Below are 26,135 nucleotides of genomic sequence, written 5' to 3'. Positions count from 1 at the left end.
CATGTTCGTGCTGGAACATGGGATAATGAACATGCAGTCACCGATCGCGCTGTTTAATGCGAAGCTTGCCAAGACGGCGAACCATAGCGCAACGGCTTCGGCTGATAGCCTCGGCGGCAGCGCGATCGAGCGGATCAACGATCCTCACATTATGGACAAACTGCTAGCAACTCTCGAACCGCGAGAAGAGCAAATTGTGCGCCTAAGGATTGGTGGTCCCGAGGGGGAAGCGCAAACGCAGCGAACAGTGGCAAGTGTGGTGGGGCTTTCGCCTGGTTCGATCGGACAGATCGAAGCAAAGGCCTACAGACGGATGCGATGGGTGATGAACAATCTCGGCACGGACGCGGCCGTGCTCGATGCGCTCATTGCGAAGCGAAATGCTGATAGGGCGCGGGAAGAGGAAGTTGCCGCTAGCGCGGCCGAAGCAGCGGCCAGAGAGCAGGACCAAAAAAGGATTGATGCTCGACACCGCGATGAAAGGCGGCGCGCGAAAGCTCGAAAGCGAGCGTGGGAGCGCCAGCTACGCAAGGCGGAGGAACAGCACCAGGCCTTGAATGATGAGGCGGCTTATCTTGCGCAGCGCATAATCGCGCTAGAAGGACGGAACCGGGTCATTCGCATGTTTCTCCCCCGCAATTCTGAGCTTGAGCGATTGCGCGCAAGAGCGCGCCAGTGCGGAATTGAAATCGCACAAGCGGACGCAGGCATTGCCAAGCTTCGCTCATCGCCGCCCGAGGGGCCTGACCTTGCTGACTGAGAACGTTCCTTCCCCTGCCCCACAGATTGCCCGCGTCTATCTGCGCGTCAGCACCGACGCGCAGGATTTGCGTCGCCAAGACGCGATCGTGGGCGAAGCAAAGGCCGCAGGCTACTATGTCGCGGCGGTCTATCGAGAGAAGGCATCGGGTGCCCGCGCCGACCGCCCCGAGCTTTTGCGAATGATTGCCGATCTTCAACCCGGCGAAGTAGTGATCGCGGAGAAGATCGACCGGATAAGTCGTCTCCCCTTGACCGAGGCTGAGCAGCTGGTTGAGACAATTCGTGCGCGAGGCGCGCGACTTGCCATTCCCGGCGTCGTGGACCTGTCCGACCTCGCGGCCGATGCCGATGGCATCGCCCGCATCGTGCTCGAATCTGTTCAGGCGATGCTCTTGAAGATCGCCTTACAGATGGCCCACGACGATTACACCGATCGCCGCGAGCGACAGCGCCAGGGTATCGCCTTGGCAAAAGCCGCAGGTCGCAGCGGAGGGCGCAAAGGCGATCGGGCAACGCACGCCCGCATTGTGGCATTGCGCGAGGCGGGCAAGAGCATTGCCAAAACGGCAGAGCTGGCCGATTGCGACCGCAGCACAGTCAAGCGAGTATGGGCGGCGCATCGCGCCGCCCAGGTGCAAGAACCCAGCCCTCAGCGAAATCACCGTGAGCGGAAACGCTGATTGCCCTTTCTGTTCGGCTTCGCGCCGGTGGCAGCTGCCACCGGCAGTCCCCTGCCCGCGTCAACGGACTGCCAGCCAGGGAAAGAGCGGCGGAGCCGCGACAGGGTTTTCCAATCGCCCCCATGCCGATCGAGCGCAGCGACCTATGGGCGCCAATGGCCGGTGGCAGCTGCCACCACCGCCAGTCCAAATTGCTGCATCTACTCGGGCGGTTTCCTTTGGGCGTTGCTGTCTGACGGATACGAACTGCGCATCGCCACTAATGCGGGCAAGCAGAAAACCGGCCTTCGGCCTTGGGTTTCCGCAAGCGGACCCTCCCATTTTCAGCTTGCCCGCGTGGCTCAGCTCCGCCGCAAAAAATCCGTCAGCAACGCTTATCCAAAGGAGACTACCATGCAGAACATCGCTGAATTTCGGATCATCGGCCGCGTTGGCAGTGTCGATACGACCGATAAAGTCACCCACGTTTCCGTCGCCGCGAACTACAACCGCAAGGATGGCGATGAATGGAAGACCGATACGCACTGGAACCGTGTGACGTTCTTCCGCCAGCTGGCAGAGCGCGCCGCTGATCTGGGCAAGGGCGACCTCGTTCACATCACCGGACGGGTCCGCCAGAACAGCTACGAGAGCAATGGCGAAACCCGCTACTCGGTGGACCTGATCGCTGAGGGGCTGGGCATCCTGACGAGGGGCGGGGCTGATTAAGCCCCCTCCCTTTCCCCATAAGACGGGCGGCCTAGCGGCCGCCCTTTTTTGTGGACAATGCCTCTCATAGACCCTAACGATAATAGGGTTTAATTTTGCGAGGCATTTGTGGCGGCCAAACTGTTCAATCGTGTAGCGAGCTTGCGCATCGCTGCCGGACTTACGCAATCCGAGCTGGCGGCGAGGATTCACGTCTCACCTGAAACAGTCGCCGCCATCGAGAACGGCAGGCAGGACGCCACTTTGATAACGGCGCTCCGAATGTCCCACGCACTGCGAACTCAAGTGCCGAACATCTTTAGGGAGCAGCCTTTCCCTAAGCTGATCGGCTCCGATCGAGGCGAGAGCCGCACAGCTTAGGAGGTCACTATGCGCCGTCAGATCGTCAGCAAACTCCGGCGTGCAGCAAGCGCGCTACGGACGGCTATGCTTTTGGCGTGGCTTATCCTGCTGATCGCAGCTGGCGCGCTCATGCTGATCGTGGCTCTTATTGTCGCCACGCTGGCCCACGCTGCCTTTGGCTGGTGGGGCGTGGCCGTGGTCGCAGCTTTCGTGCTGGCGGCTATCTTCGGCAAAGATCCACCGACCGAACCAACCAGCCCGCGTCGCAAGCGCAAGGGCCTTCACCTGAATGACGATCCGAACCCATGGTATATGCAGTCGCAGTATCGCTTCGGATCGGGAAATAGCGCCGCCCATAACCGCTGGCACAAGTAGCCCGTGGCGCAGCCATTGAAGGGATTCTCAATGCGAACAATCGTAGTGACTAATGAGCGCGGTGGCATCGGCAAGACCACGCTTACCTGTCATATCGCGTGGCATCTGGCCGAGCAGGGCAAGCGTGTCGTGGTCCTTGACCTGGACAAGCAATGCCACAGTGCCGGAATGCTGAAAGCCGAGTTCGAGCAGATCGGGCCGGTTCAGTCGATACTCGACTTCGCCCCCGTCGAGGAACCTCCGGCGCTGGCTTGCTTCAAGAACACGAGGCAAGTGGTCGAACTGACGACTGACGGCCCGCAGCAGGGCCAGCACATCGCCGCCTATGTTCGCGCCATTCGTGCCGGCCTTGCCAAGCACTACGACTATTGCGTGATCGACACGGCCCCGGCTTGGGATGGCCGCAACCTTATGGCGCTGATCGCATCCGATTATGTCGCGGTGCCTTTAGACCCCGACAAAACCGCACGGCAATCGCTCAACGAGATTTCGCAAAGCATCAGCCTTGCCAATAAGGTTCGGGGGGAGGGCAACGAAACCCGCTTCGGGATCGTGTTCAATCGTGTGCAGACGACGAGTGAAGTGTCTAAAATGCTCATGGAGCGGATCGGGCAGGCGCTACCCGCCAATGTTGTCCCGCATACCATCCCGCACCGCGAGCATATGCGCGAGGCGGCCCTTCTCGAAATTCCCGTGTGGCGACTTGCCAAGGATACGCGCCGCAGCGCGCCGGTCCTGCGCGAAGTCGTCTCCTACATTGTCGATCAAGCTGAGAGGGAAGCCGCATGAGCAAGGCAGCTGTCAAACCGGCGAAGAAGAGCTTTGCCGACTTCGATATGGACGCGATGGATTTTTCGGCCGTCCCCGCGAATACCGAGTTCAAGGCAGCTGGGCGGTTTCAGCGCCTTCCGCTCGCTGACATTGATCCAGACCCCGCGCAGGTTCGCCGGGAGTTCGACCAGGCCGAGATTGATGCACTGGCCGCGACCATCAAGGACCGCGGCTTGCTGCAACCCATCGTCGTCGCGCCAACATCGAACGGCCGCTACATCATCCGATACGGCGAGCGGCGCTACCGCGCGTGCCGCCAGCTTGGTTTCGACCAGATCGACACCGTTCTGGATCAGGCCGACGCCGAACGCGATATTGGCCTCGACCAGTTTCTTGAGAACGAACAACGCCAAGCCCTAAGTCTGGCCGAGCGCGTCAGTTTCATCGCGAGCCGCGTCAGTGACACGCTTTCGACAAAGGATCTAGCCGCGCGCATCGCCAAGCCGCATTCGGAAGTGAAGCGCCTCTACTCGCTGCGCACCTTGCCCGAGGACATTCTTGCCGCGTTGAAGAATTGTTCTCCGCGCGCCGCCGTCGCCATCAAACACGCGATCGAGCTGGACGAGGAGGCCACGCGCAATTTCGTGGTCACGAATGAAAATCCGACAGCCGCCGCCTGCGAGCAGTTTCTTGCCACGCTCCAAGGCGGTCCCGATGAAGAGAGCGCTCAGGCCGGCGCCGCTAAACCGAATGACGATTCAGCGCTGCCCCAAGAATCGCGCGCGCCGGTGGCAGCTGCCACCAGTGCAGCAGATGAGCGTCGGGAGCGGCCCGAACTGGATGCCGGCGACGACGAGCGGGAAGGGGAGGGCGCTGCGCTTGCCGAGCGTTCCGATCACAAGCCGCGCACCCCCCGTCAGCCGAAAGAGGCCAACGACGCACCGGCCATCATCATTCAGGGCCGTCGCGGGATTGTTCTCAGCGGCCAGGTCACGGTTCGGTTCGACGGCGAGGCTGCGCCCCAAACCTTCGACTTCTGATAGCTTTTACCGTCCACGTTCACTCAGCATTGAGGCGGCGTGGAATTTTGAAGCGGTGGCAGTTGCCACCGCTTTTTGTTTGTGGGGTAGGTATCTACTTTATGGCAGGATAAGCCTTGCGGCGGCTAATGTTAACCGATACGCTCAATCCTATCGGATCGCGCTTCACGGTTGGGAGATACCTACCCCACATGGAAAAGACGCTGGGCTTCAAGATCGAGGCGGCCAAGCTCGCAAAGATCGACGCGCTCGCGCAGACGAGGGGAGGGCGCGGCCCCTTCATGCGTCAGCTGGTTGACGCGGTGCTCAGGCAGTCCGGGGCGGCCATCGAGGCCGCGCCTGTTGCCGACCGCGAGGCCGCTGGCGAGCACCGCCTTTATCTTCGGCCCACCGAAACCGAACTGGCCGTGATCCGCCATCGCGCAAAGGAGCGCCGCATGACCCCGGCGACCTGGGCGATGGCTCTTGTGCGGCGACACATCGGCATTGCCGCGCCTGTCGATCGCGAGTTGCGCGAAGAGCTGTTGAATTGCCGTCAGGCGTTACAGCGCATTGGCCGCAACGTGAATCAGATCGCCCGAGCGGCGAACAAGATGGCGCTGGCGGACAATGCAGCGGAGATCGCCGGCGAGCTGCATAAGGTCAACGACCTGCGCGCGGCGATCGGCGCGGCCGTCGAAGGTATCGGTGCAGCCACGAAGGCCGATCTTGTCTATTGGGAGGTGCCCGGTGAGCGACTTTGACAGCAGCTTTGAGGCGGGCCAGCTCGCCGCGCTGTTCAAACCAAAGCTGACCAGCGACCCGAACAGGCGCGGCGCCGACATGTTGCTGCGCTCGCTTAGTTCGAGGCGAGCAGGCCAGGGCGGGAGCACCCGGGCGCGGCTTGCTCGCATTGTCAGCCGTGCTCCGGAGGTCATGGTCAAGGTTACGGGCAGGCCGAAGGGCAAGAACCACGCGGCTGCGCATTTCGACTATATCGGCCGAAAAGGCGATGTGCCGCTTGAAACGCGCGATGGCGACATTCTGACTGACAAGGAAGATCGGGCGGCGCTGGCGCGCGATTGGGGCGATCCTGTCTATTGGCGTGACAATTCTACCGTAGCCGCCGTGAGCATGGTTTTTTCGATGCCGGCAGGCACAGACCCCGACAAGGTTCTTTCAGCGGTGCGCGAAGTCGCGCGGAGCGAGATCGGGCATGAGTGGGATTACGTCCTGGCGCTGCATACGGACACACCACGGCCTCACGTGCATGTGACGGTTGCAGCGCGCGGTGACACGGGGAAACGCTTCAACCCGCGACCTCAAACGCTGCATCATTACCGGGAGCGCTTTGCCGAGGAATTGCGGGCGAGGGGGGTTACTGCCGAGGCAACGCCTCGCGCAGCGCGCGGTGTCGGCCGAGCTGGTCAAAGCATGGCCCTGAATCGGATGCGGCAGCGCTACATGGCCGGCACCGCACCTGCACCGTTTGCCAATCAGAAGATCACTGCGGCCGCGCGAGACCAGCTGGCGGGGCGGTCCACCGCTCCGGATTTCGTGGTGCGCGGGCGGCAGGCATGGACTGAGACGCAACACCGCTATCTAGCCGCCGCCAAGCGCCTTGAGGCAAGCAGCGATCCAGCTGACCGCCAGCTTGCCGACCAGGTGCGGCAATTTGTGGGGGCAGGGCGAACGCCTACAATTCATGAGCGATCGGTAGCCGCGATGGAGCGGAAGCGGCAGAGCGAACGATCTAGGAACCGCGATCGTTCGCGGGAAGGGCCAGGACGATAGTTACTGGCCGTGCTTGGTCCAGCCAACGCTGTTTGCGCGTTCCAAAGCGACCAAGGCGTCTGATACCGCCTTCTGCGCGACTAGAAGATAACCTTCGGCAATACTGGGCCATGTTAACTCATCGAACGGATTTGTGACGTTGCCGTTGAAATAATCGAGAGCTTCATGGGCGCGTGCAGCCGCCTCGATTACCTTGGCGGTTTGTTTCTTTGCCCTGTCAGATTTCTTCATCGTGCCTCATGAGGCCATAGCCCATCAAGAGATCGCAAGCGGTGGCAGCTGCCACCGCTCTACCTTCCGTCAGTTTTGAGCCCGCCACGATCTACGGACAGCTGGGGTATCATCGGATACTTTAAGGCTTCACGCTCCCGCGCCCGACCTTCATCTATCCCGTATGATGCGCCAATCATCAAACCTACGAAGAACACGGGGATCATGAGCAGGAGCATCGAGCCGAAGCGTGCTCTACGGCGAGAGCTTTGGATCGCGAGCGCATCACGTTGCAGCTTGAGGGCTGTTATGATCGTCTCGGTAGCAAGGGTGATTTCATGGGCGTCGTCGCCCACATTTGTAAGCAATTGCTCAACGTCCGTCAGAGGGCGTTCTACCTGTTTACCCACTTCGCTTAGATCAGACCAAGCGAGGTTTCTGGAATGAATCACGCGAAGCAAGGTTTCAATGTGACGATCGAGATCGGACACGCCTCTCGATGGCACCGGATCAGGCCGGGGAATGTTCATCGTGCGGTTTCCTGTTTCCAAAAAGCATGTGCCATGCACTTAGCGCGAGCGTGACGGCTTCCTTTCCTGCTGGCGCAGCGTCAAATCCTCGCGCGCTATGCGGGTAGCCTCGTTCTGGCGCTGTTGCTCGAAACGGGCAGCAGGGACCGGCGCGCCAACCTCAATACGCTTGGCGACAGTTTCCTTGGCCCGCTCTATGAAGCGATCCCTGTCTTCCTTTTGGGTGAACCGGGTTTTCGCTTCGATCGCTGCCGCCAGGACGTGCGATTGCGCGGCCTTGAATTGCGGGTTGGCCGCATTATCCCGATGCGAATTGCGCCGGAACTGTTCGGCCGCAGCACGAGATTCTGAGGGGTCTTGCTTTGCCATGCTCGCTCTCTTTGCCGGGTCTTGTGCTTCGCGGGCCTTATCTCGCGCCGCCAGCCTTTCTCCCTCAAGTTTAAGCTGTTCAGACGGCTTGAACCCTTTCACTTCGACCCCCGATCGCGCCGCTTCCAGATAGACCGCCTTCTTGAATTCGTCGCTTCCATGAACACGGATCGACTGCCAGCCATTGTGCTTCGCGATCGCGATAGCATCGCCAATGGCATAGTCCTTGTTGATGCGAATGCCGTCTTGGCCCTTGATCGACATATCGGGCTTGTCATCGCGGCCGCTACGGAAAAGATCATTCCCAACGCGCAGATATTTGCGTTCGAGCTGCGTGGGCAGAGCCAAGCGTGTGTCGTCAACTTGCTTGTCATCCTTTGGCGCTGCCTTCGATGGAACCTCAGCTTTCGCGGGCGCAGCACCGTCTTTGCTCTCCGCCCTGGCTCGCTCACCCTCATGGATATTGAGCGATTTATCGGCCGATGCGGTCGGAGCCGCTTCGCGCTTCGCTTGCCGGGGCCACGCATTAAGGTCGGCCCGCACTCTGCTTTCGTGTCCGCGCAATTCGTCGGCAGGCGCTCCGCGTTTCAGCGCCTTATTATACTCTTCGACAGCCGGCGTCAGATATTGCGCAACCGGCGTGGACCCATCATTGCGCCAATCCGTGGACGCCAGATAAGCGGTTTTTCCGCCTTTCTGCATCGTCAGCGCGTGGTCATATTGGTTTTCCAGCTTGGCAAATGCCTTCATGGCATCGGGGAATCTCGCAAAGGTTTCCTTGCTGTTCCCAGGGCCAAGAATTTCGTAGGAGCGCGGCGTCTTTGCTTGGCGTTCGCTGTTGTCATTATCGGCCATATTCTTCTCCTTCACTCAGAACTAGATCCCGGCGCTGACCTTCCCACTCCTCTTTCGTCGGGTCGGGACCAATAATGTCGTCGAAGTTGATTTCATCGAAAGCCATGCTGCCGTCCTTCACTGTCAGGTTCGGCATATCGCGATCGAGGGCGAGAACGTCTTCGGGAATGTCCTGCACCTGGTCATCGGCCAGTGCGGAATAATCATTGAAAGCCGCCAGCTCTTCATCGCTCAGATCATCGACGGCCGCGATCGGCGCGACCGGCTTGGGCAGCGCCGGCACTTCCGGCGCAGGCGTCAAGCGCGAGCGGAACACGGCATCCTTGAAGTAGCGGATTTTCTTCCCGCGAATGACGGGGATGCCGCCCCGGATGACGAGTATATCGTCTTCGGGCAGCTGCATCAGCTCTTGCGGGAGCATCAGCGCGCGGCGCTGTTCGGAGATCGTCTTGCTTCGATTGGCGAGCAATCCATGTATCGTCAGGGACCGGCTTTCCGCATCCTGACCAAGATAGCCGAGGCGTTCGGACAGTTCCTTTGCGACCCGCAGCTCCTTCGGCGTGAAAGCAATTTCGACCCCGCAGTTTGATACGATTTCGTCCGCGCCATGCTCACCATAGACATTCCGCAGCTGGGAGCGGGACTGGATGACGGGGAGCAGACGCAGCCCATAGCCGCGCACATAGGAGAACGCATTGGCAATGACCTGGGCGCGGCCGAGCCGCGCAAATTCGTCCAGAATGAGCAGCACGGATAGCTTTTCACCATCGTCGGGCAGTTGCCGCGTGTTGAGGTCGATCAGCTGTTGGAAAAACAGATTGTAGAGCGGCGCGACCCTATCGAGTTCATCCGGCGAGACACCGAGATAGATCGAGGTCGGGATGCGGCGAAGGTCCGTCAGGGAAAAGTCGCTTTCGGCCGTCGCGCGATCGACAATTGGATTGATCCAGAGATTGAGCTTGGAGGTGACGGTCTGGATAATGCCGGTGAATGTGTTGTCCGCGCTGGACGTAAAATCGCTCAGCGCGGCGCGGCACCCTTCCGATAGTGCACTATCGCCAGCTTCCTTGGTGAAGAATGCCTTCATCCCCGGCATCGTGATGGTCCGGTATATCTCGCCAAACGAGAAGGGACGTTCAGGCTTGGCCGCGATCCACGATGCAATGCCGACAAAGGCCGTGCGCGCTGATTCCGTCCAGAATGCCTCGCCCTTCTCCGGGGGCACGAAGAGCATCGTGGCGATCTTCTGCAATTCGACCAGGACCTCAATTGGATCGGCCCTGTTGATGTAGCTAAGCGGATTGTAGCGGGCTGTGCGGCCTTCTCTGTCCGTAGGGTTGAACAGCACAACCTTTTGGCCGCCCTTGCGGCGGAAACCCGCCGTGATTTCATAGTTCTCGCGCTTAATATCGAGCACGACAACCGAATCCGGCCATTGCAACAGATTGGGGATGACGATGCCAACGCCCTTGCCCGATCCGGTAGGCGCTTCGAGCAATACATGCTCCATCTTGCCCACCATAAGGAAGCGGTTGCGGACGCGGCCGAGCACAATGCCCTTTTTCGCGCGAAGGCCCGCCTTGCGGATTTCGCCTTCGCGCGCGAAGCGGGCTTCACCGTGAAGGTTCCTTTTCGGCCGCAGGACGATCGCCATAAGCAACACCGGCAGCGGCACGCCTATGACCGCGCCTCGCCAGAGCGCTTCGGTCACGACAGGATCATGGCGGTAATACCAGAAGAAGCCGGGGAGCCTGAGCGGATCATAAGCCGCGGCGGGCATCTTGAGAAAGAACCACGCCACCGTCCCGGTCAGCAGGCCGATCAGCAGCAGTGTGATCGGAAGGAGGACAAGGGCCAGCGCGAGCCTGTTAGAGCCTGTTTTCTGGATCAAAATATATCTCCGTCACGCGAAAGCGGCCTTCGACCTTCTTGGTTTGCACGACCACATCCACCAGCAGCTTGAGCAGGCTGCGAATGTCGTCACGGGCCAGATCGGCGCCGCCCTCGCTTTCCTTGACCAGCAATGTCAGCTGTTCGAACGCGAGTTCGGCCGAGTCCGCATGGATCGTCGTGATCGAGCCGGGATGGCCTGAGTTGACGTTGCGGAGATAGAAGAACGCGGTGCCGTCGCGCAGCTCCTGCAACAGTATCCGGTCAGGCCGCATACGCAGGGCCGATTCCAGAAGATCCTTTGCAGAGATTTTCGCGGTGCCCTGCTTGTCCTTCGCGTAGAGCATGTGGACCACGTTGCGATGCGGAACGACCAATTCGCGCGTGTCTTCGATCGTCAGCAGCCGCTCATGCGGCGGAATAAGCTGGATCAGCCCTTTAGAGAGCGTCGTCTTTCCCGAGCCGGTAGCGCCCGAAATCAGGATATTTTTGCGGCCCTGAACTGCCTTTTGGAAAAATTCGACATGTTTTCCTGCATCGAGCAGATCGCGCAATTCAACATCGAGCGGTGAGACTTGCCGGGTTGCGATCTTTGTCTCGCTAAACAGCCCACCGCGCTCGAAGTCCTCCATCGTCAACGTCACCGATGACGGTTTGCGGATGGTGATGGACACCGTGCCGGCAGGGACAGCAGGCGGCACAACCAGCTGCACACGCTCACCGCTGGGGAGGATTGTGGAGCAGATTGGTGTGGACTGGCTTATGTCCTGATGCGTGAAAGCCGCCGCTGCCCGCGCGAGCGCGAGCAGCGACTTTTCGTTGAGGTCAGGCAATGTCTCCCAGGACCACCCATCGCGCGTTTCAATCGCCGCCTCGCCAGCCTTGTTAATCACCAGTTCCGTTACGTCCTCACGCGCGAGCAGAGGGCGCAGCGGCAGCAAGGCGTTTTCGAGGACAGCCGTATTGCTCATTGGCCGCGCCGAAGCCGAAGGCCGTAGATGTTGGAGAAGTCGAAGTCGCGCGCGACCATGATCCCCACTTCCGCGCCCTGATTGATGCGAAGCACCGGCTGAATCTGCATCGTGTCCCGCAAAATCGTGTCCGATGCTTGGCTGGGAACCCGTGTGACATTATCCGCGTCGGAGACTTCCGAGGCGGCGATCGAGGCGGCATCGTTGAGCGAGCTGAACAACAGCGCGGCCCCGAAGCGTTCCCAAAAGAAGTTCTTCACGCCGCCTGCCATACCTGAACGGCCAAGCGCATCGCTGGCGGGCGAACCTACGTCGATCGCCACGCCGCGAGGCGTGACCGCGCGGTTCCATACCGCAAAGAGACGATATTTGCCGCGCTGGACGCCGGTTTGATATTCGCCCAAGACGCGCGTTCCCTTTTCCAGCAGGACGACGCGGCCGTTGTCCGAATAAATGTCGCGGGGAATGATGCAGCTGACATATCCGGGCTGACTGGAATCCATTGCGGTTTGCAGCACGCACGGAATGAACGACCCCGCAAGGATCAGCATATCGCGGTTGCCAATGTCGCGGCCTGACACCCGATCGATTTGCGAGGTCTGGCGCATGTTTTCGAGATTGGTCCGGCGCGATCCACCTTGCCCATCCCCATCGGCCGACGCACCAATTAACTGCGCGCCCTGTCCTCCTGCGCCGCCGCCCATGGGCAGGCCGGTGGCAGCTGCCACCGCTCCACCGACCCCGCCGCCGTTTTCGCCGCCATAGGCCATGATCCCGGCGCGGCGTTGGGCCTCAGCGATGACTTGTCCCTCAGACTTTTGGGGGCGGCCATTCGCGCCGCCCGTGCGGGGCGCTTGGCTTCCATCAAGCGCCGGCACTTCCGTCATGGGCACCGGGGCGTTCGGATCATTCGGCGCATCGGCAAGCGTTGGGGCTATGATTGACTTCGGATCGTAGTTGGCGAGTTGCCTTTCATCCGGCTTTTCCGCTTTCTCGGCCTTTTCGGTTGGATCGCTCCGCATCGCGTCGATGGTGCTAAAACCGAGCACGATCGCGCCGCAGGCAACCGCAGCGAGAACGACCGCCTTTTTGGGGTCGATCGACCTGTTCGGCAGGGCGGCAATCTTCGCCTGGCGCTCGCTTTGCCGCTCAATGTCTTCCGGATCGGGCACCGGCTCCGACGCAAGGGGCCGGTTCTCGACCGTCTCGCCCTGCGAAATGATGTTGTCGCCATGCGGCGCATTGTCATGATCGTTCGCAGCCATCTTACTCAACCCCTGTGGTTCGCTCGACCAGCCCCGAGGCCGTGTCAGTTTTGGGATCGCGCCCGTAATAGTCAGTCTTCTGATTGTGGATGCAGAGCACTTCGAGGCCCCGGCGCAGTCGGATTGTCCCGTAAACCCCGTGCAGCACCACATATTCATCGCGCACATCGAAGGAGGCGATGGCTTCCGATCCATCAGGATTGACGATGAAGAACGCCGGCAACTCACGCTGGTTGGGAAAGCGCATTACCGTGAACTGTCCGTTGTCAGACACTTCGGAGGGCTGGATGGCGGTCGATCCTTGCATGATGTAGTCGGCGTTGCGCGTGCCTTCCAGCACGCCAATATCGAGCGCGGACTTCACCGCGCCGCGTTCCAAGGCTTTCAGCTGGGCCAGCTGGGCCATTGCGGCTTGCGCCTGCGCTTCGGCCGCTTCCTGTTCAGGATAGCGGAAAACGACCGTATAGAAGCCGCTGCCCCGCTGCGTTGGCGACAGAGCGAACCGATAGCTGCGCGGGCCATAGCGCGAACGTGTAATGACTGTCAGGTTCGTGCGACCCGCTCGCTCGCGTGGTTTGATGAAGAGCGAATTGGCAGCCGGTGCGACTTCCCAGGACACGGTATCACCCAGCGCCACATGCTCGACCACTTCATCCTTGGCGAAGACGATTTCCGTGGCGATGCGGAACACGCCCGGAATCTCATAGACTTGCCGATCATTGTAGTTCGCTTCACGAACCCGGTGATCGAGCACAGTCGCATGGGGCGTTTCTTCGGCCATCGCCGGCGACGCAGCCAGCGCGATCGCGAGCGCAAACGGGGCGCTCCACTTCAACACGGTCATTGGGGCACCTCCACGTCAGCGCGATAGCTCTCGACCTGATAGCCAAGCGGATTCTTGAAGCGGTCCACTTCCTTGCTCGGCGTGCCATCGACCTTGTATTTGATGGTCGCGACGGCATCGGTTTTGGTCGAGTTCGAGCCGGTCACAGATTCCTTGGTAAAATAGACCTGCGCGACGTTGCCGCCCAGGAACGACACCCGCTTGATCTCGACAAAAACATCAGTGCGGTTCGCAAGGATGTTTTGCGGGCTTTGGGGATTGTCGGTCTTGTAGAAGCGTGACCACCGATCCTGTTCGGGCCGCGCCGACATGACCATGACCGCATCGAAATATTCTTCGCGAGCGGCCGCTATCCAGCCTTCGCGATAGCGGACATAGGTAGCGAGGAAATACTTACGGACCGCCTCGTCATAGGTGATCGTCGCGTCACCGTGGAGCTTGGCGGCGATCGACGCCTCGCCCGTGTTACGGTCCACCGTGATAACATATGGCTCGACCGTTTTCAGAGGCGTCAGGGCTGCAACGGCCACAACGCCAGCAGTCGCCAGCGCGCCAGCAACGCCAGCGACGGCCCACGCCAGCTTTTTGGAGCGCTCGGCCGCCGCAAGCTTGTCACGTTCCCAGCTTGCAGCCTCTTCAAAATAGGCTTTCAGCTCGTCCTTTGGAATACCAACTGCCATCGTAACACCTCAGCAATTCGAGTAGATCGGGCCGCGCAGCGAGGCGCTTAGACGCGGCACTTCGACCGCCCGCGATGCGTCCGACTGTTCATTGCCCGGAGTGGATGGGTCTGCCGGGGCCGCGTCCGGCGTTGCCGGTGCACCCTGATTGAACACGTCCACATTTGCCGGCGCGGTTCGCTGTGCGGCCTGATCCGGGATTGAGGGGAGGGTAAGCCCATGCGGATTGGCAGGCCGCATCGGCCCCTCACATTTGGCTGGCTTTTTTACGGGCTGACCTGCGCAGGCCGCCAGCGCCAGGCAGATTCCGAGTCCAAGCAACTTGCGCATATTCGTTCCCTCAAGCTCTGGTGATTGTGTTTCGGTTGCGCCAACGGCGAACCGCCGACGAGAAGCCCCGTCCCATGCTGGCTCCCATGGCGCGGGCATCGCTGGCCGCGTGGCCTGCGCCCGTTGCCATCGCGCCGCCACCCTTCGTCACCGCGTTGCCGAACTGCGTCACCATTGCAGCCGCGCCGCCACCCAGCGAGGCAGCAATTCCGGGGATTTGGATGAAGAAAAAGCAGGCGAGAATGTAGAACGCGATGATCCGGATACAGGTGCTCCAGATGTTGTCAAAATCGCCATCGAATGTTGCTGTTGCGGATTCAGCGACATTGGCCACAACCAGCACAAGAAGCATCGCAAATAGCGACAACATCAGAAAATTGAGGACGCTGCCGAGCCACGAGAAGAAATAGCTTCTGGTGGAATCGAACAGCAGCGCTGCTACGAAGATCGGCCCGACCACCGCCAGACATGCAAGCGCAAAGAGCGCGTAGAGCACGATTACGAAGCCAACGGCCAGGGCGAACAGGGCCGCGATCGCTGTCAAAAGAATGATGATAGTGGCACCGATACACAGCATAATTGCGGCGGCAGCGCCGGGAATATCAGTCAGTGAGGCGTGTTCCTCTGCGTATTTCTCGGTCGCATCCTGCATCGCGAGCAGTGCATCATCGACCCGCGCCCACATCCCATCGAAAGACCCGCCAACGCCTTCCGGTGAGCCGCCTACGATCGAGGCAAACTCATGCGGTAGGCCGGTCACGATCATTTGTGCGAGCGATGCTCCATAGAGGTTTGTCACAGCATAATAGAGCGCGGCCAGCATCAGCGAGCGATAGACATATTCGCGGAAGGGGTATTGCACCGCCCCGCGCATGATCGCGTAGCCTAGCAAGATTATGTAAATGATCATGCCAGTGCGGAGCGGTCCAGCGATCCACCCAACAAACCCAGCATAGTTGGATACAACTACCGAATTGAGTTCGTTGGTGAAGCCCTGATAGGCATTCGTAAAGAGATCGTATTCCACCAGCCCGCTCCGATTAGGTGTAATTCAAGCTGTTTTTTCAGCCTTACATTCCAGCTGCCGCGCGCGCTCGCGCACGCTGCTCATCGCGTTTGCGCGACCTTTCAATGGAGGCGATTTTGTTCTTGATGCCTCCGCAATTGCGCGCCACTGGCATGGGGAGGTCCGACTGTTTGAGTTCGCTGTTCACGATCTTGTCGCACTCAGCGACGATCACCGGAATCTGATCCTCATGAGTTTTGAGCCAATCAACATCATGATAGGTCATCAGAATCTCGGGAAATGTGGGCGCGCGTTCGCAGCCGGCGAGAAAGCCGGCTGCGCTGATCGCAAGAAGGACCATCTTCTTCATGTCAGATTCCAGCTGCCGCGCGCGCTCGCGCACGCTGCTCATCGCGTTTGCGCGACCTGTCCGCAAAAGCTTCGGCCGTGTGCGCCGCGGCCTCTGCTCTGCGCGCTCGCTCCAACGCTTCGACGCGGAGTTGATCGTTCATCATCGACGCGCTTTCGAGCTGGATGCGGGCTTGAAGGTCCGCAACTTCCTTTGCGGTCGATGCGGTCGCAAGTCGATTGCGCAGCTCTTCCAGACCTTCGCCGCGCGATGTGGCCGCTTCGCCCATGCCTTCGGCCATGGCCTTGTCCATCGCGATCGAGCGAGCTGTCTGGTAGCGAACATCGGTTTGATCGCCATTCGCGGACACGCCGAGACGTTCGAGCATGTCCTGATAGATCGCATCGGAACGGCCGCCGTAGCCGCCGCCGCCGCTGAAATCGCCGCGCGCCATGCGTTCGAGGGAGTTCACATCGACGCCGAGCGTGCGAAGCGAATCCGTCTTGAGCTGGTTGGCGATCGAGGAAACATCGGTCAGCTGGTTCAGCCCTTGGTAGAGCTGCTGCGCTTCCGCAATCTGCTGGCGACCTTGCTCAATCATCTGCATGGTCTTCTGGATTTGTTCGATATGCTTGAGCACGGACGTGCTATCGAACACAGGGATACCCTGCGCACTGGCTGGCGTCGCGGCCGCAAGGCTCCCGATCGACACAGCCGCCAAGAAAAGCTGCTTCATAGTCTCACTCCTTTCAGCTTGGGCGCCGGCGCCGGTGAAATTCCGGCAACCAGAGCTTCGGATCATTGCCCAGTTCGGCAATCACTTCGCGGGCCACGCCCGTTGTCTCAGCGCGCCCCGACAGCACGGCGAGTTCATCGTCCATGCCAATGAGATCCAGGCCGACCACAACGGAGTCATGGCCCTGCTTCACGAGGAATTTGCGGCTTTCCGGCGACAGCTCTTCGCGCACCAGCTTAAATTCCGCCTCCGAGAGCGAGAAGCCTTCGATGTAATCCCGGCGCTGGCCGAACGGATTGGGCAGGAAGATTTTCGTCGCGACCTGCTCCAAGATCGAATGGCTGATCGTGGACCGCAGCGCGTCTGCAGGCGACTGCGTTGCAAAGACGAGGAACGCGTTGCGCTTGCGGTATGTCTTGAGGCCATCCTGCGCAAATGCTGTGAACGCCGGATCGGCCAGCGCCTTCCAAAATTCGTCAATCGCAATCACCATGCGCTCGCCTGTCAGGAGCGCGTCTATCCGCTCGAACAAGTAGAGCATGACCGGCGTGCGGATTTCCGCGTTTTCGAGGAAGTCGGTCATATCGAAGCCCACGAAACGGGCTTCGAGCGACATGGAATCTTCCTCATTATCGAAAACCCAGCCAAGGTTCCCCTCGGAGGTCCACTTGACCAGGCGCGCGCCGACGCCGCCCGAGTCCGACATACCGAGCATGGTCCGCAGCGCCGACAGCGAGCGTTGCTCGCGCGGCAGCTTCATCACGGCTTCAATGCCATCGTCGATCAGGTGCGATTCCTGCACCGTGATCGGCGCACCCTCTTGCTTCACCAGCTGGCGGATGAAGCGACCGAGGAACGCGCGATGAGAAGCCGTATTGTCGAGTGCCTTGAGCGGAGCGAACCCCGTAGGCTCCCCGTTGCGCAGCGCGAGATAGGTGCCGCCACTGGCGCGGACAAAAATCTCCGCGCCCTGATCCTTGTCGATGAAGATATGGCGCGCGTTGAACTTTTCGAGCTGCGCCATCAGGAAATTGACCAGCACCGTCTTGCCGCCGCCCGATGGACCAATGACCATCGAATGGCCCAGGTCCGCCGAATGGAAATTGAAGTAATATGGGCTGCGCGCGCTTGTCTTGAGCAGCGCGACCGCAGGCCCCCAATGATTGCCGTCCTCGTGCCCTGCCGGGAACGTATGGAAGGGCGAGAACGCAGAGAAGTTATAGGACGTGATCGGTGCGGGGCGCGCCCTCCACGCGAAATTGCCGACCAGCTGCGACCAATAGGCAGCTTCCAGCGCCGCGCTTTCGCGGGCGGCGACCATGCCCGTATCGGCCAGCGCAGCGCGCGCGATCGACATATTATCGCGCAGCTTTTTCAAATCTTCCGCGAACACCGTCAGCGTGAAATGATGGTCCCCCAGCACAAAGCGGTTCGATTGCAAATCGTCCGCCGCGTCGATCAACTCATCCATCTGACTGATCGCCTTGTCACCGGCGTTCGCCATTTGGGTCTGGCGAAGCCGGAACCGTTCTGTTGCCGCTGTGCGCGACAGGAACGTGAACGACTGCGTTATGGCGAGGCTGAAATCGACCGAGAGCAGCGATTCAAACTGGCGCGGCGTTGTCGATGACGGATACTCGCGAATGCCGAAAATGCCGCCGAACATCGAATGATCGGCGTCGCGGACCTCAAATGTCTCAGCGCCGATAATGGCGCGGCTCGCATAGAGCGCCGATCCGAGGCGACCACGAACCAGAGGACAGCGCCGATAGCGCCCGGTCATCACCTGGTTCAGTATTTCCAGCGGTTCGGAGAACAGGAGGCCCCGGTGCTCATAGATGCCGACACGGCGCGGACGAACGCGCAGCAGCAGCTTTTCCAGATCGCGCACCTTGTCTTCCAGCAGCTCTAGAGCTTCCGCGATATTGGCGTTCTTGTCCTCCTGCTTCTTGCGCAGGAAATCCATCAGCTTGTCGGTCGCGTTTGCTGTTGGGCGGATCACGACCGTCATGAAGAAGCGGTTGCGGAACATCCGTTCAGCCGTCATCCGCTCATAATATTTTTGATCGAGCTTCGCGGCGAAATGGGAGCGGAACGTGCCGCCCGGATAGTCGCGCACACGCATCCGCAACATGTGCGTCCAGATCGAAAGCCGCTCGTCATGGATATTGCGCCAGACCCCGTTGAGGCGCGTGTGCCAATCGTTCAGATCGCGCACGTCCGAAGTCTCGAAAGGACGGCCATCCAGTTCGAGCATGAGCATAAGATCGCCATTATCGAGGGCGACCACATGCTCATTGACATGCCGCGAATACGGCAAGAATTTCTCTGGCATTTCCTCCCGCTTGGCCTTGTCAAAAGGCACCTTCTCCGCGAGCGCGCTCTTACCGAACACCACGACCAAATCCCTTTCGCTTGATTCCGTAGAGCGGTAGCGGCGTGTAGCTCGACCCACCCCAAAAGACGCGGTTCCGGTTCGCCGCTTTGGTCCGGCCCCAAAGGAAGATCAGCCGGAATGCGTTCACGTCATGCCGCACGATGAGCCGCGCCATCGCATAAAGCGCGACGGCGGCCGCGCCGCCGTAGAGAGGATTGCCCGAACCAACCAACGTGATTGCGCCCGCCATGATGATGAGCGCGCCCGCCTCAATGGGAACACCCGCCCACAAAGCGGGGCGGGTGACGGCCAAGAACAGCGGGTCTTTTGTCATTTCTTCCTGACCGTCCATCCCCGATCACCCCGTAATCGTGTCGACGATCCACGGCGCGGAGAACACGATCACCACGCCAACTACGACCGTGACGAGCATCTGCACCGACGCGCGGCCGAGGAACCACAGAAGGCCAACGACGATGATCGCGATGATCGCCAGCGTGCGGAGCAAGCCGTTGCTCAGCAGGCCGAGAATGTTGTCGGCCAGGCCTTCAAAGTTTGCCTGCGCAAAAGCCGGCTCCGCTATGAGCAGGCTTGCCAGCAGCGACAGGGGCAGCGCGCGCGCCATGAGCGGCGAGGGCTTGAGACGCGCGAGCAGCGCGTCGAGCCGGGATTCAGCCTTGATCTTCCAGATACGAAACATTCGACAACTCCTATCTTCGCCTTACGAACCAATCCGCGCGTGTTGGGCGCGGCCGAAAACATCCCACGCAGGCGGTGCAGGCGGTGGAGCCGCCTCCATGTTCTCCGCTGCGATTTCCGCCAGCTCCACCGGCACACGACCGGCGCCAGTGTCGCTCACGGCGGCGCTGGCGGGCTGATCGCCCACGATGACAGTCGGGATTGCGGTCGCAGGCCGACCGCTGACGCGGCGACCTGCATTCTCCACGCGGGCGACATAGCCGTTGCGGAAACCTCTCGATTGAGAGCCTGTGTTATACATGCTGAGTGCGACCCGAAGGGCCTCTTGCGGGGTGCGACCCGTCTTGGCCGAACGGAAATTGGACAGGAGCACACGGCCTGCCGCTTCGACATTGGCGCACTGCTTGAAAACAGTGTCCCACGTCAGGCCGAGCCAGCCCATGTTGCGTGAATTGATTTGGCCGAGGCCGAGATCCACGCTGTAGCCGCGCGCAACATAAGAGCGCGCGGTTGCGATAGCCTCCGCCTCATTGCGCGGACGGCGCGGCTGACTGGCCACGCCGTTGACGTTGATCGCAAAAACATAGTTGGAAGATTCCGCATCCACGATCGCGGCGATCGTATGCGGCGCTACCGCTGGGGCGCATTGCGCCGCCAGCGAAAGAACGGCTCCGGTTTCGAGGAACACGTTCCCGCTCCCGGTCAGTTGCGCGGCTGATAGTAGGTCTGTTGCCGCCCGTCAGTCCAAGTGACCGTCAAGCGACCAGGCCTCCCATCATCCGGCTTCTTGTATTTTGTCTTGGCGATACCCCCGCCCGTGCATGTCGGGAAGCTGCCGCCGAGAGCCAGCACCCGCCACAGTTTCGTTATCGGTGGAACACAGGCTGGATATTGCGTCGGACCACCCGGGTTGGAGATGCACAGAACAACCTCACATGCCCAAGTATTATCCGACGCTACAGCGGGGGTCGATTGCACCGCAGCCCCCACCAAGGCGGCCGCGAGCGCGAAATTAAAAGCTTTCATCGCTTTCTCCCTCGTCATCGAGATTTATGCACATATCACGATGAGGGGGGAAGGGAAGCCTAAAACGCCAATTTGTTGCTGCATTGTTTGTCGGGGACCAATCGGATATGGTCATCCTCATATCCGTAATCGAGCACGACATGCCGCACGGCACTTGACAGTCGCTTGTATGTTTTAAGCGTCGGTTGCTCGAATAGGCAGACATTCAGCCACTTATCGCCATGCCACGATACTTTAACGTTGATGATCCATTCACTCGACGGCAACTGCGCAATCTCGACCGCTTGGATCATTCCCCCAGCGGGGCGGCGGGTGGTTAGTTCGCGTTCCAGGATCGGATCATACTGCCAATCGTCGCTATGCGGCATCGTGATTTATTCCCTTTTACCGATAAGGATATGTCTATCCTCGCTTTGACGGCGAGGGCAACCCGGCTTGTCCTCTCTTGCCGTGCAACCACATTACAGCCATTAAGCGTGTCAACACGCTTATTCCGGCACCACATCAACCTCTTGTGTTTTAGACCTATGGCTCGCCCGAAAAGACAGGAAGACCCCCTTCTCCCGGTTCCCTTGCCCCGGCGTCGGCCGAGCCGCGCGAACACGCGCAATCTCGCAGCGTCGGTGAAACCCGAGCTGGCGGCAGAGATCAAAAACCTTGCTGAGCGCGAACAAACGTCCGTTGCCGCCCTGGTCGAAGAGGCGACGATTAATCTCTTGAAAGCACGCGGGATCGAATATCCCGACTATCTGCGCCACTACCGCAAGTTGGCGTGACGAGCGCGTTATAGGCCCAGTCGGCCCGAAGCTGCGATTTTGGCCAGGTTGAAGAACGAACACTGAACGCTTGATTGATTCTACCAGGACCGTTGCTGACCACCGACCTCGTAGATATCGGCTTCCATGGAGCAATTGTAGCTCTCTGCGATGTTGAACATCTCGGAGAGGAGGCTTTGGATTTCCTCATCAAGGGAAATGCCATCCGGATCGGGGTCATAGGCGACGGTCAGTTTGTAATCACAATTGCCGTTTTTTACCATGGCGTAGTCGCGTTCCAGCATCGCCTCAATCCGCTCCCGAGCGGGTTTTCTACCTCTTCCACGCTTGTTGAAGTTCTCGATAATCAGATGCAGGGCGATGCTGGCAGTGGGCGGCTTTTCCGGCAGTTTGGTCTGTGACGGAATAATGTCGAGCGCCCGATAGACGGTCATTCGTGAGACCTTCAGGTCGCGGGCAACGCGGGCCTTGCTGGCGCCGGCGGCAAGGCGACGGCGGATTTCATCGTCATCGACGTTCTTCTTCCGGCCTTTGTAAACGCCTTCGGCGCGCGCCGCTTCGATCCCGGCGCGCTGACGATCCTTGATGAACTTCAGCTCCATATCGGCGACCATGCCGAGTATGGTGATGACCATTCGCCCCATGTCGCCCGCCGTCGTCACCTCTGGCTCAAGGATGCGCAGCGAAGCTCCCTTTTCATCAAGCTCATGCACCAGGTTCAGGACATCGCGCGTGGAGCGGCCGAGCCGGTCGAGCCGCAGCACGACCAGCTCGTCGCCGGTGTGCATAAACTGCATGATCGTTTCCAGTTCCGTGCGCCCGCTCCGCGAGGCCCCCGATCCGGTCTCGGAACGGATAATTTCGCAACCTGCATTCTTGAGGCGGCCAATCTGGATATCCAGATCCTGGTCCGTGGTGCTGACGCGGGCATATCCGATACGAGCCAAGTGCAAAATCCGTCACATTAGGGTGGCTCTTGCAGTGTATCGTCACATTGAGCGCAAACCCACCCTTTTGTGACAGACGAATGGTGTCACTCGGCCCTATCACTCTGGGGTGTACCCAAATGTTATAGGCCGATCAGCCGCCTCACGCTGCAAGCCGTCCAAAATCAATCCGGTCGTTCAGGTCGAGGTCGAAGCGGCCATAAGGGTTCACATGACTGTAGATCAACGGCGTGAGACCACGATAATCTTCCGGCGTCATCCGCCCCGCCCACTTCGGCTCAACCAGTACGATCTGAAGCATGCGGGTGTTCACATACACCAGCGACGCTTGCAGGAGGTGTAGCGCCAGAACGGAGATTTCCTGCTCATGGATGCGGTTGGTGGCGATCTCGCCGCCCTTGCCGAAGAACACGAAACCATTAGCGCCGTTCCAGTTCTCAACCACATTCAGCCCTTCGTGGATCTCGCGGCGGAATGCCTCCTGACGCAAATACCGGCATAGGAAGATTGTTTTGACCGCGCGGCCGAGTTCACTCAGCGCCTTGTAGGTCGGGTGCATCACTTCGGCTCTGGCAAACCGGAGCAGGATCGCTTCCGGATCGGCGGTGCGCGATTGCATGGCAGCGGCATATTTGACCATTTCGTCATATTGTTGCTCGATCTCGTCCCAGTCGATCGGGCTGGAGAGGATCGGCAGTAAATTGGAAAGCCGCGTGCGCATGCCGGCTTGGGGAAGGGCCAGTTTCTGGCGTGCCACTGCTTTCAGCCGCGGGGCAAGCTCAAATCCAAGGAGTCGGCAGAACGCAAAGCCGACTGCGCTCTGGCCGTGGCTATCGACGTACTGGCGCTGGATTTCCATGTCGGTGCAATGGCGTAGCACGCCTTCGATCATGGAGGCGACCTCCGAGGAAGAGCACCGCTTGAGCTGGGAATAAACGCAGGTCGCGCGCTTCTCCACATGCCAGTAGATCATGACGCCACGGCCGCCATAGCGGGCGTGCCATTCCGTCATCAGGTTGCGGTCCCACGCGCCGAACTTCGTTGAATCGGACGCGCATGCCGTGCCCGCATCTCCCCATACTGCGGCATTGCGGATTGCCAGTGTCGCGTTTGCTACCCGCGCGCACGCCTCCCTCAGCGCTGGCGCGTGGATGAAACGGCGATGGACATGCAGCAATTCCTCGTAACTGACATCGGGTGTTGCGCCAGCGACCCGCTTGAGCCCGGCGTTCGTGCCCAAGCCATAGAGACACAGCAAAAGACGCTGAGCCAAGGCTGCTTTCGACAGGGTAACCCGCGAGGCCGACGTTTCGAAAGCATCCATCAATCCCGTGTCCAGAGCAGCCTCTTTCAACACGTCCAGCAGTCCGGTCATCGGCCAGCGCTGACCGATCTCGCTTTTGATCGAAGCGAGACCCTTCGGTTCGGGCAAGGGCTTGAACGGTGTAATCGATATCCGGTTGTCGCCGCGCCACAGGAGCCGGACCTTGTCGTTTTGTGGAATATTGGCATTGAGGAGCAACAGTTCCCGTTCAAGCTCCTCCCGGATCGAGGCGCAAAACGCCTGCGCATCTGGCGTCAGGCTGAGGCCGGAATAGTACGCATCTCGCCTGATCTCGAAGTCCTTGGGAAGATCGTCATCGGGATTGCGATAGCGATCCGCCCCGACCACCCAGATTTCTTTGGAGCGGATGCGGTCGCGCAGTTGCGTCAGGACGCAAAGCTCATAGCTGATCCGGTTTACCCGCCCATCGTCATCAATGACGGAACTGCGCCATCGCGCTGGAATCACCTCATCGATCGGAACATCCTGCAATGGCACGAAGCGGCATCCGCCATCCACCTTGCTCCTGATCCAGTCGAGGGCCGCCAGGACCGGCCGCCACACCGCGTTGTTCGACCGGAACTCAAGTACGGAAAGCAGGCTTGGCAGCATGCGCCGGTAATGATTGGCCCAGGAACCACGCATCACCTTGTAGATGCGCCGGTCCAGAGCGCCCTTCGCATGGCTCTCCTTGACGATCGCCGCCAGCTTGGCCTTACCGGCGATCGGGAAAATGACATCGCAGATGCGCCCCGATGGTTCATTGATCGAGGCGCTGGCGATCTCGACCAGCAGGCGCTCCTTTCCATAGACCCGCTCGATGTCTTTCGCGATATCGCCCACCACCTTGCGTTTCGAGCGCGTTCCGATCTTGTGAACGGTTTCGATCAGCAGGTCGATCATCGCGTCAGTGAGTTGCGCCTCCCGCGACATTAGATAAATCGCATAAAGGCCGAGCTGTCGCGCCGGCGCATGCCGGCGCATCTCCGAGGCCTTTTCACCGGCAACGCGGCGAACAATCTGATCGACCCATGGCTTGCCCGTAGCCGTCAGGAGATCATGGGGAAGATCAAGTCTCTGGATAAAGGCGAGTTTCTCGGTCACGTCGAGAATGTTGTCGAGCGTTGCCTGTCCGGCGTCACCCTTCATCCTGTTGAATCCGGTCGAGCTGTCCGGATCGGCAAGCGAGGCTTCCAATAACGCCACCGCATCTGACGAAAGCCGATCACTGGTTCCGATCAGCCAGGTGTCCAGATAATCTTGCCGTTGTGAGCGAACGACACGTTCAAGCTCCTTGCGCGACGGCCCATAAATACGCCGGTCCCGGCACCACAGGAAAACATGCTCAAGCATGGCATTGATCGACTGGCCGCCCGGGCACAGCTCGCCAGCAATCCATTCCGTCAATTGCGCGCGATCCACCCGCTTCATGCGGTGATATCCAAGATGGATCAGGATCTCCGCACAATGCCGTCGTGCTGTCCGACTGGAAAAGTCATAACCGGCTATCTCGCCAGCCTCGACACCGAGTTGCTCGGCCAGATACGAGAGGCCATCGGTAGGGATTGAGCCGGGATCGATCGCGAAAAACCCCAGGGAAGCGAAGAATTTCAGCTGCGCGGCGAGGCCAAGGCGCGTCAGGGCCGGCTTCGAATTTACAAAATCAATATCGGCAAAGCTCAGGCTCCATCGTCCGATCAAATCCCCGCCCGGAATACTCCGATCCATCAACCCACTCCCTATGATGGAGCGAACTGTCCTCTTCTATGATTTCCATCGTCAATACCGAATGCCACGTTCCCAAAACGTTCTCCGACTTGGCCAAAATCGCAGCTTGGGGCCGACTGGGCCTGAAAGGAACGACGATGCTTCAACATCCCACTCTCGACCGGCTGAACACGATGGGACTGGCCGGTATGGCCAAGGCATATGGTGAGCTCGCCGCCAACGCCGAGGCCGACAGGCTTACGCATCCCGAATGGCTGGCGCTGCTGCTCGATCGTGAATGGAGCTTCCGCCATGACCGCAAGCTCGCCGCGCGGTTGCGGTTCGCTAAGCTGCGCCACCAGGCATCTCCCGAGGACGTCGACTATCGCAGCCCACGCGGGCTCGATCGCGCCTTGTTCATGAAGCTCGTCGCCGGCGAATGGATCGCCGCTCGCGACAATCTGGTCATCACCGGACCGACCGGCGTCGGCAAGAGCTGGCTCGCCTGCGCGCTCGGTCACAAGGCCTGTCGCGACGACCGTTCGGTCCTCTACCAGCGCGTCCCCAAGCTGTTCTCCAATCTCGCGCTGGCGCGCGGTGACGGCCGACACGAGCGCTTCCTCAGGAAGCTCGGCAGCGTCCAGCTGCTGATTCTCGACGACTGGGGCCTGGAACCGCTCGATGCGCTCGCGCGCCACGATCTGCTCGAGATCCTCGAGGAACGCTACGGCCGTCGTTCGACCATCGTCACCAGCCAGCTTCCCATAGCCAGTTGGCATCATGTGATAGCGGA

Annotated in this window: 30 protein-coding genes; 11 read left to right on the top strand and 19 right to left on the bottom strand. The window is 60.0% G+C overall.

Annotated elements, in window-relative coordinates; all coding sequences use genetic code 11:
* Position 1: 1 nt before the first annotated feature.
* From V2I08_RS17530 to V2I08_RS17490, 9 genes are all read left to right on the top strand, one after another.
* Positions 2 to 760 carry a sigma factor-like helix-turn-helix DNA-binding protein gene (locus V2I08_RS17530; protein WP_051768229.1) on the top strand — a complete coding sequence of 253 codons (759 nt, stop codon included), beginning with the start codon at positions 2 to 4 and terminating at the stop codon, positions 758 to 760.
* Positions 753 to 1,442, top strand: coding sequence for a recombinase family protein (locus tag V2I08_RS17525; RefSeq protein WP_375293515.1), 690 nt, complete (start codon positions 753 to 755; stop codon positions 1,440 to 1,442). The genes V2I08_RS17530 and V2I08_RS17525 overlap by 8 nt, the downstream gene beginning before the upstream one ends.
* Before the next feature lie 393 nt (positions 1,443 to 1,835).
* Positions 1,836 to 2,150 carry a single-stranded DNA-binding protein gene (locus tag V2I08_RS17520; RefSeq protein ID WP_030540874.1) on the top strand — a complete coding sequence of 105 codons (315 nt, stop codon included), beginning with the start codon at positions 1,836 to 1,838 and terminating at the stop codon, positions 2,148 to 2,150.
* 108 nt (positions 2,151 to 2,258) lie between these two features.
* Positions 2,259 to 2,510, top strand: coding sequence for a helix-turn-helix transcriptional regulator (locus V2I08_RS17515; protein ID WP_059153604.1), 252 nt, complete (start codon positions 2,259 to 2,261; stop codon positions 2,508 to 2,510).
* 9 nt (positions 2,511 to 2,519) lie between these two features.
* Entirely contained in the window at positions 2,520 to 2,867 is a 348-nt protein-coding gene (locus V2I08_RS17510) for a hypothetical protein (RefSeq protein WP_228168057.1), read from the top strand.
* Between the two features lie 30 nt (positions 2,868 to 2,897).
* The gene (locus V2I08_RS17505) at positions 2,898 to 3,656 is read left to right on the top strand and encodes a ParA family protein (protein WP_197524567.1); all 759 of its coding nucleotides are present in this window, start codon (positions 2,898 to 2,900) and stop codon (positions 3,654 to 3,656) included.
* Positions 3,653 to 4,678: a ParB/RepB/Spo0J family partition protein gene (locus V2I08_RS17500; protein WP_059153603.1), complete on the top strand. Its 1,026-nt coding sequence runs from the start codon at positions 3,653 to 3,655 to the stop codon at positions 4,676 to 4,678. The genes V2I08_RS17505 and V2I08_RS17500 overlap by 4 nt, the downstream gene beginning before the upstream one ends.
* A 191-nt stretch (positions 4,679 to 4,869) precedes the next feature.
* Positions 4,870 to 5,421, top strand: coding sequence for a plasmid mobilization relaxosome protein MobC (gene mobC, locus V2I08_RS17495; RefSeq protein WP_021245545.1), 552 nt, complete (start codon positions 4,870 to 4,872; stop codon positions 5,419 to 5,421).
* The gene (locus V2I08_RS17490; protein WP_021245546.1) at positions 5,408 to 6,451 is read left to right on the top strand and encodes a relaxase/mobilization nuclease domain-containing protein; all 1,044 of its coding nucleotides are present in this window, start codon (positions 5,408 to 5,410) and stop codon (positions 6,449 to 6,451) included. Before mobC ends, V2I08_RS17490 begins: the two co-directional genes overlap by 14 nt.
* Here the strand turns inward: V2I08_RS17490 and V2I08_RS17485 are convergent, their stop codons facing one another.
* From V2I08_RS17485 to V2I08_RS17405, 17 genes are all read right to left on the bottom strand, one after another.
* Positions 6,452 to 6,682, bottom strand: coding sequence for a hypothetical protein (locus V2I08_RS17485; RefSeq protein WP_020819802.1), 231 nt, complete (start codon positions 6,680 to 6,682; stop codon positions 6,452 to 6,454).
* Positions 6,683 to 6,741: 59 nt separating this feature from the next.
* A complete protein-coding gene (locus tag V2I08_RS17480) occupies positions 6,742 to 7,191 on the bottom strand; it encodes a hypothetical protein (RefSeq protein WP_021245547.1) in 450 nt (149 codons plus the stop codon).
* A 39-nt stretch (positions 7,192 to 7,230) separates the two neighbouring features.
* A complete protein-coding gene (locus V2I08_RS17475) occupies positions 7,231 to 8,415 on the bottom strand; it encodes an LPD7 domain-containing protein (RefSeq protein ID WP_020819804.1) in 1,185 nt (394 codons plus the stop codon).
* Entirely contained in the window at positions 8,405 to 10,306 is a 1,902-nt protein-coding gene (locus V2I08_RS17470; protein WP_059153602.1) for a type IV secretory system conjugative DNA transfer family protein, read from the bottom strand. Before V2I08_RS17470 ends, V2I08_RS17475 begins: the two co-directional genes overlap by 11 nt.
* Positions 10,284 to 11,276: a P-type DNA transfer ATPase VirB11 gene (virB11, locus tag V2I08_RS17465; RefSeq protein ID WP_011627746.1), complete on the bottom strand. Its 993-nt coding sequence runs from the start codon at positions 11,274 to 11,276 to the stop codon at positions 10,284 to 10,286. Before virB11 ends, V2I08_RS17470 begins: the two co-directional genes overlap by 23 nt.
* Positions 11,273 to 12,541 carry a type IV secretion system protein VirB10 gene (gene virB10, locus V2I08_RS17460; RefSeq protein WP_059153601.1) on the bottom strand — a complete coding sequence of 423 codons (1,269 nt, stop codon included), beginning with the start codon at positions 12,539 to 12,541 and terminating at the stop codon, positions 11,273 to 11,275. The genes virB11 and virB10 overlap by 4 nt, the downstream gene beginning before the upstream one ends.
* 1 nt (position 12,542) lies before the next feature.
* The gene (locus V2I08_RS17455; RefSeq protein ID WP_059153600.1) at positions 12,543 to 13,385 is read right to left on the bottom strand and encodes a TrbG/VirB9 family P-type conjugative transfer protein; all 843 of its coding nucleotides are present in this window, start codon (positions 13,383 to 13,385) and stop codon (positions 12,543 to 12,545) included.
* Positions 13,382 to 14,065, bottom strand: coding sequence for a virB8 family protein (locus V2I08_RS17450; RefSeq protein WP_059153599.1), 684 nt, complete (start codon positions 14,063 to 14,065; stop codon positions 13,382 to 13,384). The genes V2I08_RS17455 and V2I08_RS17450 overlap by 4 nt, the downstream gene beginning before the upstream one ends.
* 9 nt (positions 14,066 to 14,074) lie before the next feature.
* Positions 14,075 to 14,395, bottom strand: coding sequence for a hypothetical protein (locus V2I08_RS17445; RefSeq protein ID WP_022684495.1), 321 nt, complete (start codon positions 14,393 to 14,395; stop codon positions 14,075 to 14,077).
* Between the two features lie 10 nt (positions 14,396 to 14,405).
* Positions 14,406 to 15,422, bottom strand: coding sequence for a type IV secretion system protein (locus tag V2I08_RS17440; protein WP_059153598.1), 1,017 nt, complete (start codon positions 15,420 to 15,422; stop codon positions 14,406 to 14,408).
* A gap of 43 nt (positions 15,423 to 15,465) precedes the next feature.
* Positions 15,466 to 15,771 (bottom strand): hypothetical protein, encoded by a 306-nt coding sequence (locus V2I08_RS17435; protein WP_059153597.1) that lies wholly within the window; start codon positions 15,769 to 15,771, stop codon positions 15,466 to 15,468.
* Position 15,772: 1 nt separating this feature from the next.
* On the bottom strand, positions 15,773 to 16,462 hold the full coding sequence (locus V2I08_RS17430) for a type IV secretion system protein (protein WP_349636186.1): 690 nt from the start codon (positions 16,460 to 16,462) through the stop codon (positions 15,773 to 15,775).
* Positions 16,463 to 16,499: 37 nt separating this feature from the next.
* Positions 16,500 to 18,884, bottom strand: coding sequence for a VirB4 family type IV secretion/conjugal transfer ATPase (locus V2I08_RS17425; protein ID WP_006949654.1), 2,385 nt, complete (start codon positions 18,882 to 18,884; stop codon positions 16,500 to 16,502).
* Positions 18,871 to 19,215 carry a type IV secretion system protein VirB3 gene (locus V2I08_RS17420; protein WP_006949650.1) on the bottom strand — a complete coding sequence of 115 codons (345 nt, stop codon included), beginning with the start codon at positions 19,213 to 19,215 and terminating at the stop codon, positions 18,871 to 18,873. The genes V2I08_RS17425 and V2I08_RS17420 overlap by 14 nt, the downstream gene beginning before the upstream one ends.
* Positions 19,216 to 19,221: 6 nt before the next feature.
* Positions 19,222 to 19,563, bottom strand: coding sequence for a TrbC/VirB2 family protein (locus tag V2I08_RS17415; protein WP_059153595.1), 342 nt, complete (start codon positions 19,561 to 19,563; stop codon positions 19,222 to 19,224).
* Between the two features lie 21 nt (positions 19,564 to 19,584).
* Positions 19,585 to 20,250, bottom strand: a complete 666-nt coding sequence (locus V2I08_RS17410; RefSeq protein WP_059153594.1) for a lytic transglycosylase domain-containing protein — start codon at positions 20,248 to 20,250, stop codon at positions 19,585 to 19,587.
* 397 nt (positions 20,251 to 20,647) lie between these two features.
* Complete coding sequence (locus V2I08_RS17405; RefSeq protein ID WP_020819813.1) at positions 20,648 to 20,956, bottom strand: hypothetical protein; 309 nt, start codon at positions 20,954 to 20,956, stop codon at positions 20,648 to 20,650.
* Positions 20,957 to 21,211: 255 nt separating this feature from the next.
* Here V2I08_RS17405 and V2I08_RS17400 point away from each other — a divergent pair, with 255 nt between their 5' ends.
* A complete protein-coding gene (locus V2I08_RS17400; RefSeq protein ID WP_006949649.1) occupies positions 21,212 to 21,364 on the top strand; it encodes a hypothetical protein in 153 nt (50 codons plus the stop codon).
* Between the two features lie 80 nt (positions 21,365 to 21,444).
* Here the strand turns inward: V2I08_RS17400 and V2I08_RS17395 are convergent, their stop codons facing one another.
* Together V2I08_RS17395 and V2I08_RS17390 are read right to left on the bottom strand one after the other, a co-directional pair.
* Positions 21,445 to 22,311 carry a recombinase family protein gene (locus V2I08_RS17395; protein WP_006953933.1) on the bottom strand — a complete coding sequence of 289 codons (867 nt, stop codon included), beginning with the start codon at positions 22,309 to 22,311 and terminating at the stop codon, positions 21,445 to 21,447.
* A gap of 142 nt (positions 22,312 to 22,453) precedes the next feature.
* On the bottom strand, positions 22,454 to 25,363 hold the full coding sequence (locus tag V2I08_RS17390) for a Tn3 family transposase (RefSeq protein ID WP_062093919.1): 2,910 nt from the start codon (positions 25,361 to 25,363) through the stop codon (positions 22,454 to 22,456).
* Between the two features lie 38 nt (positions 25,364 to 25,401).
* Here V2I08_RS17390 and istB point away from each other — a divergent pair.
* Positions 25,402 to 26,135: IS21-like element helper ATPase IstB (gene istB / locus V2I08_RS17385; protein WP_349636184.1), on the top strand; the 734-nt coding region annotated here is incomplete at its 3' end.

The sequence above is a fragment of the Sphingobium sp. MK2 genome (assembly GCF_040170545.1).
Lineage (GTDB): Bacteria > Pseudomonadota > Alphaproteobacteria > Sphingomonadales > Sphingomonadaceae > Sphingobium.
This window is presented reverse-complemented; position numbering and strand designations above follow the sequence as displayed.

Coding starts and splice junctions, on each gene's coding strand:
- V2I08_RS17390 (WP_062093919.1), bottom strand. CDS start 25,363: ATGGATCGGAGTATTCCGGGCGGGGATTTGATCGGACGATGGAGCCTG.
- V2I08_RS17480 (WP_021245547.1), bottom strand. CDS start 7,191: ATGAACATTCCCCGGCCTGATCCGGTGCCATCGAGAGGCGTGTCCGAT.
- V2I08_RS17500 (WP_059153603.1), top strand. CDS start 3,653: ATGAGCAAGGCAGCTGTCAAACCGGCGAAGAAGAGCTTTGCCGACTTC.
- V2I08_RS17455 (WP_059153600.1), bottom strand. CDS start 13,385: ATGACCGTGTTGAAGTGGAGCGCCCCGTTTGCGCTCGCGATCGCGCTG.
- V2I08_RS17485 (WP_020819802.1), bottom strand. CDS start 6,682: ATGAAGAAATCTGACAGGGCAAAGAAACAAACCGCCAAGGTAATCGAG.
- V2I08_RS17445 (WP_022684495.1), bottom strand. CDS start 14,395: ATGCGCAAGTTGCTTGGACTCGGAATCTGCCTGGCGCTGGCGGCCTGC.
- V2I08_RS17405 (WP_020819813.1), bottom strand. CDS start 20,956: ATGCCGCATAGCGACGATTGGCAGTATGATCCGATCCTGGAACGCGAA.
- V2I08_RS17520 (WP_030540874.1), top strand. CDS start 1,836: ATGCAGAACATCGCTGAATTTCGGATCATCGGCCGCGTTGGCAGTGTC.
- virB10 (WP_059153601.1), bottom strand. CDS start 12,541: ATGGCTGCGAACGATCATGACAATGCGCCGCATGGCGACAACATCATT.
- V2I08_RS17450 (WP_059153599.1), bottom strand. CDS start 14,065: ATGGCAGTTGGTATTCCAAAGGACGAGCTGAAAGCCTATTTTGAAGAG.
- V2I08_RS17420 (WP_006949650.1), bottom strand. CDS start 19,215: ATGGACGGTCAGGAAGAAATGACAAAAGACCCGCTGTTCTTGGCCGTC.
- V2I08_RS17435 (WP_059153597.1), bottom strand. CDS start 15,771: ATGAAGAAGATGGTCCTTCTTGCGATCAGCGCAGCCGGCTTTCTCGCC.
- V2I08_RS17510 (WP_228168057.1), top strand. CDS start 2,520: ATGCGCCGTCAGATCGTCAGCAAACTCCGGCGTGCAGCAAGCGCGCTA.
- mobC (WP_021245545.1), top strand. CDS start 4,870: ATGGAAAAGACGCTGGGCTTCAAGATCGAGGCGGCCAAGCTCGCAAAG.
- V2I08_RS17415 (WP_059153595.1), bottom strand. CDS start 19,563: ATGTTTCGTATCTGGAAGATCAAGGCTGAATCCCGGCTCGACGCGCTG.
- virB11 (WP_011627746.1), bottom strand. CDS start 11,276: ATGAGCAATACGGCTGTCCTCGAAAACGCCTTGCTGCCGCTGCGCCCT.
- V2I08_RS17475 (WP_020819804.1), bottom strand. CDS start 8,415: ATGGCCGATAATGACAACAGCGAACGCCAAGCAAAGACGCCGCGCTCC.
- V2I08_RS17530 (WP_051768229.1), top strand. CDS start 2: ATGTTCGTGCTGGAACATGGGATAATGAACATGCAGTCACCGATCGCG.
- V2I08_RS17505 (WP_197524567.1), top strand. CDS start 2,898: ATGCGAACAATCGTAGTGACTAATGAGCGCGGTGGCATCGGCAAGACC.